The organism is Nonomuraea sp. NPDC050328 (assembly GCF_044459405.1).
Lineage (GTDB): Bacteria > Actinomycetota > Actinomycetes > Streptosporangiales > Streptosporangiaceae > Nonomuraea.
In genome coordinates this window covers 615780-630832 of sequence record NZ_JBITIW010000003.1, presented here as the reverse complement: position 1 = coordinate 630832, position 15053 = coordinate 615780, and the positions used below count along the sequence as shown (strand labels likewise).

The 15053-nt window shown below is 72.6% G+C and carries 17 protein-coding genes; 10 read left to right on the top strand and 7 right to left on the bottom strand.

What is annotated here, in order from left to right; genetic code table 11:
* Positions 1-82: 82 nt before the first annotated feature.
* On the bottom strand, positions 83-823 hold the full coding sequence (locus tag ACIBG7_RS14410; RefSeq protein ID WP_357930902.1) for a GntR family transcriptional regulator: 741 nt from the start codon (positions 821-823) through the stop codon (positions 83-85).
* 52 nt (positions 824-875) lie between these two features.
* Between ACIBG7_RS14410 and ACIBG7_RS14405 the strand changes: the two genes are divergently transcribed.
* A complete protein-coding gene (locus ACIBG7_RS14405) occupies positions 876-1655 on the top strand; it encodes an inositol monophosphatase family protein (protein ID WP_397336454.1) in 780 nt (259 codons plus the stop codon).
* Positions 1652-2425, top strand: a complete 774-nt coding sequence (locus ACIBG7_RS14400) for a phosphotransferase (protein ID WP_397336453.1) — start codon at positions 1652-1654, stop codon at positions 2423-2425. Before ACIBG7_RS14405 ends, ACIBG7_RS14400 begins: the two co-directional genes overlap by 4 nt.
* A 27-nt stretch (positions 2426-2452) precedes the next feature.
* Here ACIBG7_RS14400 and ACIBG7_RS14395 read toward each other — a convergent pair whose 3' ends face one another.
* Entirely contained in the window at positions 2453-3076 is a 624-nt protein-coding gene (locus tag ACIBG7_RS14395) for a GntR family transcriptional regulator (protein WP_397336452.1), read from the bottom strand.
* A 32-nt stretch (positions 3077-3108) separates the two neighbouring features.
* On the opposite strand from ACIBG7_RS14395, the gene ACIBG7_RS14390 reads away from it, so the two are divergent.
* The 3 genes from ACIBG7_RS14390 (at position 3109) to ACIBG7_RS14380 (ending at position 5912) form a co-directional block, all read left to right on the top strand.
* Complete coding sequence (locus ACIBG7_RS14390; RefSeq protein WP_397336451.1) at positions 3109-4296, top strand: CaiB/BaiF CoA transferase family protein; 1188 nt, start codon at positions 3109-3111, stop codon at positions 4294-4296.
* A complete protein-coding gene (locus tag ACIBG7_RS14385; RefSeq protein WP_397336450.1) occupies positions 4293-5093 on the top strand; it encodes an HpcH/HpaI aldolase/citrate lyase family protein in 801 nt (266 codons plus the stop codon). Before ACIBG7_RS14390 ends, ACIBG7_RS14385 begins: the two co-directional genes overlap by 4 nt.
* A 96-nt stretch (positions 5094-5189) precedes the next feature.
* Positions 5190-5912 (top strand): hypothetical protein, encoded by a 723-nt coding sequence (locus ACIBG7_RS14380; RefSeq protein WP_357930888.1) that lies wholly within the window; start codon positions 5190-5192, stop codon positions 5910-5912.
* Here ACIBG7_RS14380 and ACIBG7_RS14375 read toward each other — a convergent pair.
* The 5 genes from ACIBG7_RS14375 to ACIBG7_RS14355 form a co-directional block, all read right to left on the bottom strand.
* A complete protein-coding gene (locus tag ACIBG7_RS14375) occupies positions 5900-6535 on the bottom strand; it encodes a TetR/AcrR family transcriptional regulator (RefSeq protein ID WP_357930887.1) in 636 nt (211 codons plus the stop codon). The two genes, ACIBG7_RS14380 and ACIBG7_RS14375, sit on opposite strands and share 13 nt — an antisense overlap.
* Before the next feature lie 42 nt (positions 6536-6577).
* Positions 6578-7399 (bottom strand): ABC transporter permease, encoded by an 822-nt coding sequence (locus tag ACIBG7_RS14370; protein WP_397336449.1) that lies wholly within the window; start codon positions 7397-7399, stop codon positions 6578-6580.
* Positions 7396-8343: an ATP-binding cassette domain-containing protein gene (locus ACIBG7_RS14365; protein ID WP_357930884.1), complete on the bottom strand. Its 948-nt coding sequence runs from the start codon at positions 8341-8343 to the stop codon at positions 7396-7398. Before ACIBG7_RS14365 ends, ACIBG7_RS14370 begins: the two co-directional genes overlap by 4 nt.
* A gap of 137 nt (positions 8344-8480) precedes the next feature.
* On the bottom strand, positions 8481-9329 hold the full coding sequence (locus tag ACIBG7_RS14360; protein WP_397336448.1) for a DUF4097 family beta strand repeat-containing protein: 849 nt from the start codon (positions 9327-9329) through the stop codon (positions 8481-8483).
* A gap of 1 nt (position 9330) precedes the next feature.
* A complete protein-coding gene (locus ACIBG7_RS14355; protein ID WP_397336447.1) occupies positions 9331-9843 on the bottom strand; it encodes a hypothetical protein in 513 nt (170 codons plus the stop codon).
* 175 nt (positions 9844-10018) lie between these two features.
* Here ACIBG7_RS14355 and ACIBG7_RS14350 point away from each other — a divergent pair, with 175 nt between their 5' ends.
* The 5 genes from ACIBG7_RS14350 to ACIBG7_RS14330 are packed head-to-tail and all read left to right on the top strand — an operon-like array spanning position 10019 to position 14997.
* Positions 10019-11167 (top strand): ABC transporter substrate-binding protein, encoded by a 1149-nt coding sequence (locus ACIBG7_RS14350; protein WP_397336446.1) that lies wholly within the window; start codon positions 10019-10021, stop codon positions 11165-11167.
* Positions 11164-11391: a hypothetical protein gene (locus ACIBG7_RS14345; protein WP_397336445.1), complete on the top strand. Its 228-nt coding sequence runs from the start codon at positions 11164-11166 to the stop codon at positions 11389-11391. Before ACIBG7_RS14350 ends, ACIBG7_RS14345 begins: the two co-directional genes overlap by 4 nt.
* 1 nt (position 11392) lies before the next feature.
* On the top strand, positions 11393-13210 hold the full coding sequence (locus ACIBG7_RS14340) for an iron ABC transporter permease (RefSeq protein ID WP_357930871.1): 1818 nt from the start codon (positions 11393-11395) through the stop codon (positions 13208-13210).
* Positions 13211-14266 carry an ABC transporter ATP-binding protein gene (locus ACIBG7_RS14335; RefSeq protein ID WP_397336444.1) on the top strand — a complete coding sequence of 352 codons (1056 nt, stop codon included), beginning with the start codon at positions 13211-13213 and terminating at the stop codon, positions 14264-14266.
* Positions 14263-14997, top strand: coding sequence for an HAD family hydrolase (locus ACIBG7_RS14330; RefSeq protein ID WP_357930864.1), 735 nt, complete (start codon positions 14263-14265; stop codon positions 14995-14997). Before ACIBG7_RS14335 ends, ACIBG7_RS14330 begins: the two co-directional genes overlap by 4 nt.
* The last annotated feature ends 56 nt before the right edge of the window (positions 14998-15053 follow it).

Below are 15053 nucleotides of genomic sequence, written 5' to 3'. Positions count from 1 at the left end.
AACAACCCGGCCAGGGCGGCGCGGCGGACATCGGACAGGTTCACGCCGCGCGACGCTACCGAGCGCCCCTGTCGAGGCGTTGTCAGCGCTCGATGAGGGTGACCTCCAGGGAGTAGAGGGAGGCGCGGTAGATGTGCGAGCCGTGCTCGACCGCGCGGCCCTGGTCGTCGTAGGTGGTGCGGACCATGGTCAGCAGCGGCGCGCCCCGCCGCTCGTCGAGGAGTTTGGCCTCGGCCTGGGTGGCGGCGCGGGCGCCGACGCGCTGGTTGGCCACGCGCATCCGGACCCCGGCCTGGCGCAGCAGCTCGTACAGGCCGCGGTGCTGCAGGCTCTCGGCGCTGAGCTGGGCCAGGCCGAAGGGCAGCCAGTTGTGCATCACGGCGAGCGGCTCGCCGGCGGCGAAGCGCAGCCGCTCCAGGTAGAGGACCTGCACGCCGGTCTCGACGCCGAGGATGCGGGCGATCTCCTCGTCGGCCGGGCGGGGTTCGAGGGCGAGCACCTGGGTGGCCGGTTCCTGGCCGGCGCGGCGCAGGTCGTCGTAGAGGCTGGTGAGCTCGACCGAGCGCTTGACCTGGCCGTGGACCACCTGGGTGCCGACGCCGCGCTTGCGGACCAGTAGGCCCTTGTCCACGAGGTACTGGATCGCCTGCCGTACCGTGGGCCTGGACAGGCCCAGGCGGTCGGCGAGCAGGATCTCGTTGTCGAGGCGCGATCCGGGGGCCAGATCCCCGCGCCGGATGGCTTCGGCGATCTGCTCGGCGACCTGGAAATACAGGGGTACCGGGCTGGAGCGGTCCAGGTCGATGGCCAGGTTAGCGGTCATGCGATCAGCGTAATGGGGTCAGAATGTCCTGACAAACGGCTACCGTGGAATTATGGCGACGAATGATGATCTTCTGGACATCGCGGTCGAGGCGGCCACCGGAGCCGGCACCCGGCTGCGCGAGGTGTTCCGCACCGGGGCGCGGGTGGCGACCAAGACCGACTTCCACGATCCCGTCACCGAGCACGACCTCGCGGCCGAGGAGCAGATCCGCGCGGTGATCGGCAAACGCGCCCCCGGCAGCGTGATCGTGGGGGAGGAGGGCGGCACGCAGCCCGGCTCGGGCGAGGTCACCTGGTACGTCGACCCGATCGACGGCACCGCCAACTTCGCCGCCGGAGTGGCCTTCTTCTGCGTCTCGATCGGTGCGGCCGTCGGCGGCGAGCTGGTCGCCGGGGCGATCTACGACCCGGTCCGCGACCAGCTCTTCACCGCCGGCGACGGCGGCGCCCGGTGCGACGGGGTCCCGCTGACCAGCGCGGGGCCGCGCACCGACCGGGAGGCGTTGCTGCTCACCAGCTACCCGAGCGCCTACGACCTGGCCCAGCAGGGGGAGGAGGCGCTGCACCGGTTCGGGCGGCTGGTCACCTCCTTCAGCGCGGTGCGCCGGCCGGGCAGCGCGGCGCTGAAGCTCGCGCACGTGGCCGCCGGCTGGGCACACGCCTGCTTCGGGCTCGGCGCGAGCCCGTGGGACGTGGCGGCGGGCGCGTTGCTCGTGCGCCGCGCGGGCGGCCGCTACCTGGGCGACCCGTTCACCGTCGGTCCCTACCTGGCCACCGTGGGCGGCTTCGACCTGGCCGGCTCCGCCCTCGCGGAGCTGGTCCCCGCATGATCCCCGGCATCGTGGAGCACAGCCGCGTCCGGCTCGGCGAGGGCGTGGACAACGTCGCCTGGGAGATCAACGGCGAGTACGTGGTGCGGGTGGGCAAGGGCGCGGTCAACCCCGCCGAGGTGGCGATCCTGCGCGCGGTGGCCGAGGTCTCGCCGCTGCCGGTGCCCGTCCCGGTCCACGCCGACCCGGAGGCCGGGGTGCTGGCCTACCGCAAGCTGCCCGGCGTGCCGCTGATCGACGGCCCGGCCGTCGATCCGGTACGGCTGGCGCCCGCGCTGGGCGGGTTCCTGACGGCGATCCACGGCGCGCTCATCGGGGCCGAGCGCGACGACTACCCGCTGAGCGGCCTGCTGGAGGAGGCGGAGGAGAGCTTCGCCGAGGTCGCCCCGGAGTTGCCCGCCCGTGCCCGCGCGAGGGTCGAGGAGTTCCTGGGGACCGCTCCGCCACCGGCCGGCGAGGCGGTGGTGTTCTGCCACAACGACCTGGGCGCCGAGCACCTGCTGGTGGAGCACGGGTCGATCAGCGGCGTGATCGACTGGGGCGACGCCGCGCTGACCGACCCGGCCCGCGACTTCGCGCTGCTCTGGCGCGACCTGGGGCCGGCCACCTACGCCCGGATCCTGGAGTCCTACGGCGGCCCGGCCCCGGAGCACGCCCGCGTGCTGTTCTACGCCCGCTGCTCGCTGCTGGAGGACCTGGTCCACGGCCTGAGCACCGACCGGCGCTACTTCGAGGCGGGCCTGGCCCACCTGGACTGGACCTTCGGCTGACCGGCTGACCGGCTACCGGCCGGCCGGTTAGCCGGTGCGGTGCGCGCCGCCCTGCTCGACGTGCTCGACCATGACGCGCTCGGCGGCGGCCCCGTCGCCCGCCTCCAGCGCGGCCAGCAGCCGTTCGTGCGCCTCCAGCAGGTCGGCGGCCAGGGCGGGGTCGAGCCACAGCGAGTCGCCGGGCCGCACGGGAACGGTGTCGCGGACCGCCCGGATCTGCCGGCCGAGGAAGGCGGGGCCGCCGATGTCGGCCAGGGCCAGGTGCAACTGCTCGCTCCGGCCGCCGAGGGCTTCCAGGCGGCCGGCGGCCAGGTCCGCGCGCATCGACTCGTGCAGGGCGCGCAGCCGCTCCAGGTCGGCGGGGGTGAGCCGGGTGGCGGCGCGGCGGGCGGCGTAGCCCTCCAGGACCGCGCGCACGCCATAGAACTCCTCCAGGGCCTCGCCGGTGAGGTCGGCGACGGTGGCGCCGTGGTGCGGCTCGTAGCTGATCAGCCGATCCTGCTCCAGGCGGCGCAGCGCCTCGCGGACCGGGGTGACCGAGACGCCCAGCCGCTCGGCGACGGCCGCGGCGCGCAGGGCCGTGCCGCCGGGCAGGCGCGCGGTGCGGATCTCCTCCAGGAGCACGGAGTAGACGTAGTCGGCTTTGCTCATCGGTGCGGGCACATCTTATAAGATATAAGACTATGGGAGCTTTGGATGGTATCCGGGTGATCGACGCGGCCACGCTCTTCGCCGGCCCCTCGGCGGCGATGCTGCTGGGCGACTTCGGCGCGGACGTGGTCAAGATCGAGCATCCGCGGCGGCCCGACCCGGCGCGCGGGCACGGCCCCTCCTCGCGCGGCGTGGGCCTGTGGTGGAAGACGCTGGGCCGCAACAAGCGGACGGCGGCCGTCGACCTGTCGCAGCCCGGCGGCCAGGAGATCCTGCGCAGGCTGGCGGTGGAGTCCGACGTGCTGGTGGAGAACTTCCGTCCCGGCACCCTGGAGCGCTGGAACCTCGGGCCCGAGGTGCTGCACGAGCTCAACCCGCGCCTGGTGGTCGCGCGGATGACCGGCTTCGGGCAGTTCGGGCCGATGGCCTCGCGGCCGGGGTTCGGCACGCTGGCCGAGGCGATGAGCGGCTTCGCGGCGATGACGGGGGAGCCCGACGGGCCGCCGACGTTGCCGCCGCTGGCCATGGCCGACGGCATCGCGGGGCTGGCGATGTCCTACGCGATCATGGTGGCGCTGCACGCCCGGGAGGCGACCGGACGCGGCCAGGTGATCGACATGGCGATCATCGAGCCGATCCTGGGGCTGCTCGGGCCGCAGATGACCGCCTACAAGGAGCTGGGCGTGGTGCCGCCGCGCACCGGCAACCGCTCCAGCAGCAACGCGCCGCGCAACACCTACCGCACCCGCGACGGGCGGTGGCTGGCCATCTCGACCAGCGCGCAGAGCATCGCCGAGCGGGTGGTGACGCTGGTGGGGCGGGCCGACCTGGTGGCCGAGCCGTGGTTCGCCACCGGCAGCGGGCGGGTGGCGCACGTGGAGGAGCTGGACGCGGCCGTGGGGTCGTGGATCGCCGAGCGGGACGCCGAGGAGGTCATCGCCAGGTTCGAGGAGGCGCAGGCGGCGGTGGCTCCGATCTACAATGTAAAGGACATCGCCGTTGACACCCAATACGAGGCGCTGAACACCTTCGTCGAGCTCCCCGACGAGGAGCTCGGCTCGGTGACCGTACAGAACGTGTTGTTCCGGCTGTCGGAGACGCCGGGGGAGGTGCGGTGGGCGGGGCCGCCGCACGGACGGCACACCGAGGAGATCCTCGGCGAGCTCGGCTACGCCGCCGAGGCCGTCGCGACGTTGCGCGCCGACGGGGTGATCGCGTGAGCGTGGCACCGCTGACCTGGCTGTACGTGCCGGGGGACCGGCCCGAGCGGTTCGCCAAGGCCGCCGGGTCCGGGGCGGACGTGGTCATCATCGACCTGGAGGACGCGGTCGCGGCCGAGCGCAAGGCGGAGGCCCTGGCCAACGCGCTGGCCTACCTCGCCGCCCGTGAGGGCGGGCCCGCCGTGCACGTGCGGGTGAACGACCCGGCCACCGAGCGCGGGCGGGCCGACGTGGCGGCGCTGGCCGGGGCGGGCGCCGACGGGCTGCGCGTGCCCAAGGTGGAGTCGCCGCGGGCGCTCGACCTGCCGGGGGAGACGCCGCTGTACGCGCTGGTGGAGTCGGCGGCGGGCGTGCTCGCCGCGCCGGCGATCGCCGCGCACCCGCGCGTGGCGGGCATCGCGCTCGGCGAGCAGGACCTGGCGGCCGAGCTGTCCATCACCGCCGAGAGCGCCCTCGATCACCTGCGGCTGCAGGTCATCCTCGCCGCGGCGGCGGCCGGGCTGCCGCCGGTGCCGATGTCGGTCTACCCGCACGTGCGCGACGAGGAGGGCCTGCTCGCCTCGTGCGTGCGCGGGCGCTCCATCGGCCTGTACGGCAGGGCCGCCATCCACCCCGCCCAGCTCCCCGTCATCTGCCGGGCCTTCCGCCCGAGCGCGGAGGAGGTGGCCAGGGCCCGCGAGATCGTCGAAGCGGCCGGCCGGGGCGCGGTGGCGCTCGCCGACGGGCGCTTCGTGGACGCGCCGGTCGTCGCGCGCGCCCGCCGGGTGCTGGACCTGGCCGGGGAGGAAGCCCCCTAGAACACCGCCCGCGCGAGGGCCGGCCCGCCCAGAATGGAGGTGGGGCGAGCCGAGGGAGGCGCGGTGGGGCTGTTCCGGCGGTTTCGAACTGATCTGGTGCAGCGCAGAAATCTCGAGGCCTACGCGCTGGCGGCGGCGGCGTTCGTCTGCGCCGTGGTGACGGCGGTGGACGACGTCCTCTCGGAGAACCTGCGCTGGGCGGTGGTGCTGGGCGGGATCGCGCTGCTGGTCTACCGGCTGACCCTGCCGCCGGAGCGGCTGGACCGCGACGCCGTACGGCCGGCCGACCGGCTGTCGTTCGAGGGCGAGCCGCTGTCGCAGCTGTTCGGCAAGGCCAAGGACGTGCGGATCTACGCGCCGACCGGGGTGAACCTGCTGTCGGCCCAGAACTGCCAGATGTTGTGGAACGGCCTGCTGGCCAAGCGGGGCGGCTCGTTGCAGGTGATCGTGCTGGACCCGGAGGCGGCCGAGGGGCTGCGGCTGGCCGAGGCCCAGCTCGACGGCTCGGAGGAGCACCAGGTGCAGGGCCTGCGCGAGGGCCTGGCCGGCACGCTGGGCCGGCTGGAGCGGATGCGCGACCCTGACCGGGTGGCCTACCGGCTGCTGGGCTTCAACCCGGGCTTCAGCCTCGTGCTGATCGACCCGAGGACCAGGCACGGGCGGGTCATCGTCGAGTTCCACGGGGTGCGCAACGAGTCGATCGTGGCGCGCATGCACCTGGAGCTGACGAAGGAGGCCCACCCGCGCTGGTTCGCCTACTGGTTCCGGCAGTTCGAGCGGTTGTGGGAGCTGGCCAGGACGCCGGATCAGCCGGTGTAGACCCAGCGCTGGCCGATCTCGGCGGCGGTGGGCGGCGGGCCGGGCAGCGGGCTGACGGCCGGGGGGTTGCGCAGGGCGTCGAGGATCAGGGTGAGGTAGCGCTCGCGCAGCTCGGCGATGCGTTCGGCGTCGCCGAGCTTGATCGAGGCGAGCTGCTCGAAGACCATCGCGAGGTCGTCCACGACCAGGCCGGGGCGCAGCACCCCGGCCTGCTGGGCCCGCTCGAAGACCTCGGCGCTGAGCTGGAAGGCGAGCTGGGAGTCGCGGAAGAGGTCCTCGGTGGGCGGGAAGGTGCCGGCCAGGGCGATGGTGAGCGAGTGGCTGTCGTAGGCGACCACGCCTCGCACGAAGGTGGCGAAGCCTTCCCAGGGGTCGTCCACGGCCAGGCCCTCGCGGGCGGCCTTGAGGAAGAGCTGCAGCCCGTCGGAGCAGAGTTTCTGCAGCAGCGCGTCCTTGCTGGGGTAGCGCCGGTAGAGAGCGCTGATCCCGACGCCCGCGCGGTCGGCGACGGCGGAGATGGGGGCTCCCGGATCGGTGGTGAACACCGTGCGCGCGGCCTGCAGGATCAGCTCGTCGTTGCGTGCGGCCTGCTTCTTGCGGCCGCTCATGGGTGGGCTGGTCATGCCGTCCACTATAAGGGAACGAATGATTCCGTTCTAGTAGGGCTAGCGCCGGTTGAACAACATCTTGGACCACGCGTACCCCGCCACGGCCAGGACGAGGCACCAGGCGACGGCGATGATCGCGTTGTCGCCGACCGGCAGGCCGAGCAGCAGGCCCCGCAGCGTCGCGTTGATCGGCGTGAAGGGCTGGTACTCGGCGAACCAGCGTACCGCCGACGGCAGCGTCTCGGTGGGCACGAAGGCGCTGCCGAGGAAGGGCAGGAGCTGGAAGAGCAGCGGCGTGTTGCTGGCGCCCTCCGGGTTCTTGGCCAGCAGGCCGAGCGCGACCGACAGCCAGGTGAGCGCGAAGGACAGCAGCGTGAGCAGCCCCAGCGCGCCGAGCCACTCCAGGACTCCGGCGGTGGGGCGGAAGCCCATCGCCAGCGCGATGCCGGCGACCAGGATCACCCCGGCCATCGCCTGGACCACGCTGCCGACGACGTGCCCGGTCAGCACCGAGGTCCGGGCGATGGACATGGTGCGGAAGCGGTTGACGATGCCCTTGGTCATGTCCACGCAGACCGCGACCGAGGTGGCCACCCCGGCCGCGGCCGCCGCGACGACCAGCACGCCGGGGGCGACGAAGTCGACGTACTCCAGGCCGTCGGCGGCGGTGCCGGCCAGGCCGGCTCCCATCGACCTGCCGAACAGGCCGACGAACAGCAGCAGCATGAAGGCGGGCATCAGCACGGTGCTGATGGTCATGGACGGGTAGCGCAGCGCGTGCTTGAAGCTGCGCCGGATCATGGTGGCCGAGTCGGCGAGGGTGAGAGCCAGCGGGCTCAGCCGCCGGACGCCGGGGCCGGTGGTGGGGACCGTGCTCATCGGGCGGGCTCCTTGTCGGGGGCGGGCCGGCCGGTCAGGGCCAGGAAGACGTCGTCGAGGTCGGGGGTGTGCACGGTGCAGGACTCGGGCTCCAGCCCGGCCCCGTCCAGGCGGTCGAGCAGGGTCCTGAGCGCGCGGACGCTGCCGTCGCCGGGCACCTGGAGGCTCAGCGCGGCCTCGTCGCGCCGCGCCGGGCCGAGCAGCCGGGCGGCGGCGTCGAACGAGTAGGGGTCGGCGAAGCGCAGGCTGACGTGGCCGCCGGGGACCATGCGCTTGAGCTCGTCGGGGGTGCCGTGGGCGGCCAGCCGGCCGTGGTCGAGCAGGGCGATGCGGTCGGCGAGCTGGTCGGCCTCCTCCAGGTACTGGGTGGTGAGGAAGACGGTCATGCCCTCGCTGAGCAGGTCGCGGATGATCTGCCAGGTGGTGTGCCGGCTGCGCGGGTCGAGGCCGGTGGTCGGCTCGTCGAGGAAGATCACCTTCGGCTCGCCCATGAGGGTCATCGCCAGGTCGAGGCGGCGCTGCATGCCGCCGGAGTAGGTGCCGGCGGGGCGTCTGGCCGCCTCGCCGAGCTCGAACCACTCCACCAGCGCGGTGGCGCGGCGGCGGCCTTCCGCGCGGTCGAGGTGGAGCAGGTCGGCCATCAGGCGGAGGTTCTCCTCGCCGGTGAGCAGCTCGTCCACGGCCGAGAACTGGCCGGTGACGCCGATCAGCGCGCGCACCGCGTCGGGGTCGGCGCGCACGTCGTGGCCGCCGACCCAGGCGCGGCCGGAGTCGGCGGTCAGCAGGGTGGACAGGATCTGCACGGTGGTGGTCTTGCCGGCGCCGTTCGGGCCGAGCAGGGAGAAGACGGTGCCGGCGGGGACCTCGAAGTCGACGCCGTCGAGGACGGTCTTGTCGCCGTAGGCCTTGCGCAGGCCGGAGACGGCGATGGCGGGGGCGGGCATGGGACCTCGTTTCGTCGGGCAACCCGGAGGACCGGGAGCCTGGGGGATCGGGAGGTTCATCCGTGGATGGGAAGGAGGTTCTTTCGGGGATCGGAAGGGGCGACCAGCAGGTTCTTGGGGGATGGGAAAGCGGGGGGTCAGCGGGCGCGGCGGACGCGGATGTCGCCGTAGCCGGCGCGGGCGGTGATCTCGGCGGTGCGCAGGGCGACTCCCGGGCCGTCGCCGGTGTCGAGGCCGACGGAGACGGTGCCGTATCCGGAGCTGACGTCGAGCCAGGCGGCGGTGCCCTCGGCGATGCCGATCTCGATGCCACCGGTGTTGGTCTCCAAAGTGACGGTGCCGCCGGAGACCTCGGCGACCCGCAGGTCCCCGTAGGCCGTGCTGATCGCCACGTCGCCGCCGGCGCGGCCGAGGAAGACCAGGCCGGAGGCGTGCCGGACGCGCAGGTCGCCGCCGGTCTCGGCGATCCGCACGTCGCCATGGGTGGCCTTCACGGCGGTGTGGCCGCCGAGCCGCCCGGCCTCGATCGCCCCGTAGGCGGAGGTGATCGTGGTGGTCCCGCCGACCGAGCCGACGAAGACGTCGCCGTGCGCGGCGCTGACCCGCAGCGCCGCCGCGTGCTCGACGCGGACGTCGTGGTAGGAGGAGGTCAGCGTGCACTCGCCGAGCTCGCCGCTGGTGTGGATCTCACCGGCCGCGTCGACCTCGATGGCGGAGCCCGCGGGCAGGCCGATGTCGATGACGGTCTCGCCGCTCGCCCCGATGAGCCGGCTGAGCGGTCCCTTCTTGGGCCGCCGGACGACGAGCCGGCCGGCGGTGAACTCCACCCGGGTCTCGGCGGCGGCGCGGGCGTCCTCGGGGTCGGCCGGGTTGCCGGGCCGGACGAGGACCTCGGTGGTGGTGCGCGGGCCGGCGTGGACGCGGATCGCGCCGTAGACGCCCTCGACGACGGCGGTGATGGGCTCTGGGGTGTCGTAGACGGGCACGTCAGCTCACCCATCCGGTGAACCGCTGGCCGGTCGCGCCGCTGTCGGGGGTGGCGGTGCGGCGGCGGGTGCGCTGGTCGAGGGCGGAGGCGACGACGCGCACCAGCCAGGAGTTGACCGACAGGCCCTCGCGGCCGGCCGCCTCGTCGATGCGGGGCTTGAGCTGTTCGGGGACGCGCAGGGCGACGCGGACGACGGCGCCGTCCTCGGCCTCCGGGACCGGCGCTTCGTCGGCCGGCGCTTCGTGGTGCCGCGTGGTGCCGGCGGTGGGCGGTGATGGTGTCACGACGAACTGGGGGTCGCGTCCGCGCAGCCGTACGTCCACCGAGCCGGGGGCCAGGTCGCGGGTGATCTCGTCGGCCGCGGCGGAGAGGGCTTCGAGCAGGGCGAGGCGGGCGGCCGACTCCACGGTGGCAGAGAGCCGGACGGCCAGGGCGCGCGCCTCCTCGCCGCCGGCTTCCGCGGCGAGGGCGATCTCGCGGCGGATGGTGTCGACGTAGGGCGTGAGATCCATGGCACCAGAATGGCACCAGAATGGTGCCACGGCAAGCGCGTGACCCACGTCCTGACAGCCGGTGGGCTGCTCCTCTAAAGGTCATTATGTCTTGACAAATGGTTCATCTGGCGTTCATTTTGTAGGCATCGCCAGCCGGAACGGGGGCCCGGCCGCTCTCTCGAAGGAGCCGTTCATGCGCACCGTTCCAGCCCTTTTAACCGCGGCCGTCCTCGCCACCGCCTGCGCTCCGTCCACCCAGGGCCCGGCCGCCGCCCCGGCGCCCGCGCCCAGCGCCTCCCAGGACGCCGCCTTCGACCTGGCGGCGCTCGTCGCCGCCGCCAAGGCGGAGGGCAGCGTGACCGTCTACGACTCCAGCGGCGACATCGAGGACGTCGCCAAGGCCTTCACCGCGAAGTACGGGATCCAGATGGAGGGCGTCAAGTCCGACTCCCCGGAGACCGCGGAGAAGATGATCCGCGAGCACGCCGCCGGCAACGTGACCATCGACGCCACCATGTACGAGGACGGCGGCGTGCTGGTCGGCCAGCTCCTGCCCCAGCAGATCGTGCACACCTGGATCCCCGGCGACCTGGCCAAGGACATCCCGCCGGAGAACCAGAACCCGCTGATGGCCCTGGCCAAGGCCACGATCTTCGCCTACAACACCAAGCTGTCACCGGACGGCTGCCCGGCCAAGAACGTCTGGGACCTGACCGAGCCCGAGTGGCGCGGCAAGGTCGTCATGCAGGACCCGCTCGGCAAGCCGACCGTCCTGTCGTTCTTCACGCAGCTCGACGCGCACGGCAACCAGGCGCTCGAGCAGGCCTACCAGGCCAGGTACGGCAAGCCGCTGGAGACCAAGGAGAAGAGCGCCGCCTACGAGTGGATCAAGCGGCTCTCGGCCAACCAGCCCGTGCTGACCGGCTCCGACGAGGACATCTCCGGCGCCGTCGGCGCCCCCACCGCCAAGGACTCCAAGATCGGCTTCATGTCCATCTCCAAGTTCAGGAACAACGAGGAGAAGGGCTACACCCAGGCCGCCTGCACCGGCATGCAGCCCTTCGCCGGCTTCAGCTATCCGAAGTACGCGGCCATCGCCACCAAGAGCAAGCACCCCAACGCCGCCAAGCTCTTCGTGCACTTCATCATGACCGAGGAGGGCGTCAAGCACGAGATCGCCGAAGGTGGCGTCTCCGGCAACTCCACCGTCAAGCCGCTCGTGGTGCCCGAAGGTCTCAAGGACTGGAAGAGCGAGCTGTTCCACACCGACTCGGCCAAGCTCCTGGCCGACTTCCAGAACCGGCAGGTCGTGTCGGACTTCTGGCGGATCAACCACGGATGACGGGCCGGTTGCGCCGGGCGTGGGACGACCTGCGCGGCGCCTCGGGCGCCAGGATCGTGGCCCTGGTCAGCGCCCAGATCGCCACCGCGCGGGCGGGCGCGGTGCTGACCGTGGGCCGGGTGCTGGGCGACCCGGCCTCGGTCACCGCCTGCGCCCTGGCGGCGCGCAAGGCCGGCAGCCGGGTGCGCCAGCACTTGACCCCCTGGACCTTGAGGAGACGATGAGATGACGACGGTCACCGACCGGCCGCCGATCCGGCGGCGGGTGGTCTACCGCTTACGCGTGCTGCGCCACGAGCCCACCGCGGCGATGGGCCTGATCCTGGTGATCCTGCTGCTGTACCTGGTGGTGGCCCCGCTCGGCGCGGTGATCTCCGACGCCTTCCGCGTCCAGTATGGGGACGAGGTGCACTCGGGCCAGCGGCCCGGCGAGTGGACCGGCTACTACCTGTGGCGGGTGTTCCGCTCGCAGATCAGCGGGCTGCTGTTCTGGGAGCCGCTGGTCAACACGGTGGTGGTCAGCGTCGGCACGGTGCTGTTCGCGCTGGTGGCCGGGGGCGGGATGGCCTTCCTGGTGACGCGCACCAACGTGCCCGGCCGCCGCTTCCTGGCCGGGGCGCTGGTCGTGCCGTACATGCTGCCGTCGTGGACGTTCTCGCTGGCGTGGCTGACGTTGTTCAAGAACGAGCGGGCCGGCGGGCAGGCGGGCATCCTGCAGTCGGCCGGGATCCGCACGCCCGACTGGCTGGCCTACGGGGCGGTGCCGATCATCGTGACGCTGGGGCTGCACTACTTCCCCTTCGTCTTCCTCCTGGTGGGCAACGCGCTGCGGCGCATCGACTCGCAACTGGAGGACTCGGCGCGCATCCTGGGCGCCTCGCGGGCCACGGTGGTGCGGCGCATCGTCGCGCCGCTGATGCTGCCCGCGTTGTCGAGCGCGGTGCTGCTGGTGGTGGGGCGCGTGCTCGGCACCTTCGGCACGCCGTACATCCTGGGGTTGCCGGCCGACTACCGGGTGCTGTCGACCGGCCTGTACCAGTCGATCCGCGACCGGAGCACGGGCGTGGCCTCGGTGCTGGCCTCGGTGATCGTGGTCATCGGCGTGCTGGTCGTGCTGGTGGACATGCGCCTGCTGCGCGAGCAGCGCCGGTTCGTGACGGTGGGCGGCAAGGGCGCGATGGACCGGCCGGCGGACCTGCGCCGCTGGCGCTGGCCGGCCGCCGCGCTGGCCGGGCTGACCCTGCTGGTCAGCGTGGCGATCCCGGTCGGGACGCTGGCCCTGTCCACGGTGACGCGCACGCCGGGGGTGTGGCGGGCCGACAACTTCACCCTCGACTTCTGGCTGGGCGAGCACCTGCCGGGCGCGGTCGGCTTCCCGCACGGGGTGCTGCGCGGCAGCGAGCTGTGGGAGGCGGCCTGGAACAGCCTGGTGATCGTCGGCAGCGCCGCGCTCATCTGCGGCGTGCTCGGGCTGCTGGTCGGCTACGTGGTGGTCAGGGGGACGGCCGGCCGGGTCGCCGGGTTCCTGCGGCAGGTGTCCTTCCTGCCCTACCTGATCCCCGGCATCGCCTTCGCCGCCGCGTCGCTGTCGCTGTTCGCCGTGCAGCGCGGACCGGTCCCGGCGCTGTACGGCACGACGGCCCTGCTGGTGATCGTGATGGCGGTGACGCATCTGCCGTACTCCTCGCGCTCGGGGATCGCGGCGATGACGCAGCTCGGCCGCGAGCCCGAGGAGGCGGCGCAGGTCAGCGGCGCCTCGTGGGCGGCGCGGATGCGGCTCATCGTCTTCCCCATCCAGAAGGGGGCGCTGGTCACCGGGGTGGTGCTGCCGTTCATCTCGGGCCTGAAGGAGCTCAGCATCGTGATCATGCTGACCACGACCGGGACCCAGTTGCTCACCACGCTCTCGATCAACCTCGTCGACTACGGCTACACCCAGCTCGCCAACGCGGTCGTGCTGATGATCGCGCTGGTCTCCTTCACCATGACCTATCTCGCGCAGCGCCTGACCAGGAGTTCCCTGGCGGCCGGGCTCGGAGGATGAATGATCACCTTACGCGGCGTGTCGAAGAGCTACGGCGGCTCCGCCCACGCGGTCAAGGACCTGGACCTGGTCGTCCCCGACGGGGCCTTCATGTGCCTGCTGGGCCCGTCGGGCTGCGGCAAGACGACGACCCTGCGCATGATCGCCGGGCTGGAGCAGCCGAGCGCCGGGACGATCGAGGTGGACGGCCGGGTGCTCGACTCGGTCGAGCAGGGCCGCTACGTGCCGCCGGAGAAGCGGCAGATGGGGCTCGTCTTCCAGAACTACGCGCTGTGGCCGCACCTGACGGTGCTGGGCAACACCGAGTTCGGGCTGCGCATGCGCAAGGTGCCCGGGCCGGAGCGGCGGGCGCGGGCGGAGGCGGCGCTGAAGATGGTGCACGTCGAGGACGCCATGGACCGCTACCCCTCGCAACTGTCCGGCGGGCAGCAGCAGCGGGTGGCCCTGGCGCGGATGCTGGCGGTCGGCCCGTCGGTGCTGCTGCTGGACGAGCCGCTGTCCAACCTGGACGCGCGGCTGCGGCTGGAGATGCGCGCCGAGCTCAAGCGCATCCACGAGGAGTCGGGGGCGACGATCGTCTTCGTCACCCACGACCAGCTCGAGGCGATGACCATGGCCACCCAGATCGCGGTCATGGAGGGCGGCACGCTGCAGCAGGTGGCGCCGCCGCTGGAGATGTACGCCCGGCCGGCCAACCGGTTCGTCGCCGAGTTCGTCGGCAGCCCGCCGATGAACCTGGTCGACACGCCGGGGATCGCGTCACTGCTGCGCTACGCCTGCGCCACGGATATAGCGGATAAAGCGGTCGCGACGGTCGGGGTCCGGCCGGAGGCGCTGCGGCTGGGCGAGCCCGCACCCGGCGCCTGGAGCGAGGAGGCGGTCGTCGAGGCGGTGCTCCCGGCGGGTTCGTCATGGACCACCCGGTTGCGCATCCAGGAGACTGAGCTGTTCGCGTTGTCCTACGAGCCGGTCGAGGCGGCGACCGGCGAGGTCGTGCGCTGCTGGGCGCGCGCGGCCGACCTGCACCTGTTCGGCGAGGATGGGAAGCGTTTGTGAAGGCGTTGCTGCTGGACTTCGGCGGGGTGCTGGTCGAGGGGGCCAAACGGCCCTCCTGGCCGGCCGAGCTGGCCAAGGAGGTGCACGGGCGGCTGGCGCGGGCCGGCTGCCTCGACCTGGACGTGGCGGAGGTGGAGCTCGACATCCGCGCGGGGGCCGACGCCGACCGCTACTGGAAGGACGCGATGTCGCGCCTGGCCGCGCCGGCCGAGATGACCCATCGCCAGTTCTGGGGCGACTACGTCGCGGCCGACTGGCCGGCCGCGGCGCGCGAGCTGGTGCTGGCCGAGGCGAGCGCGTTGTGCCGGCTGATGGGCGAGCTGCGCCAGGAGCGGCGGTTGCGGCCGGGCGTCCGCGAGCTGCTGGCGGCGTGCGAGGTGCCCGTGGCGGTGGTCAGCAACGCCCTGTGCGGCGCGGTGCACCGCGACTTCGTCGCCCGCCAGGAGCTGCCGGTGGCGCTGCAGGTCTACAGCGACGAGGTCGGGGTGCGCAAACCGAATCCGGAGATGATCTGGATCGCCACCCGCGCGCTCGGGGTCGACCCGGCCGACGTCTGGTACGTCGGCGACAACTTCGACCGCGACGCGCTGTGCGGGGTGCGGGCGGGCGTCGGCACCACGGTGATCGTCCGTTCCTCCAGCACCGACAAGATCCCCTACCGGGTACGGCAGCGCCCGAGCGCCGTCGTGGACGACATCCCCGCCCTGATCGCCCTGATGTCCGCCAGCTAACAGATTAGTCCTCATGTCTGGACAAACTATTGACCTTCGCGGACCGGGCGGTTAGA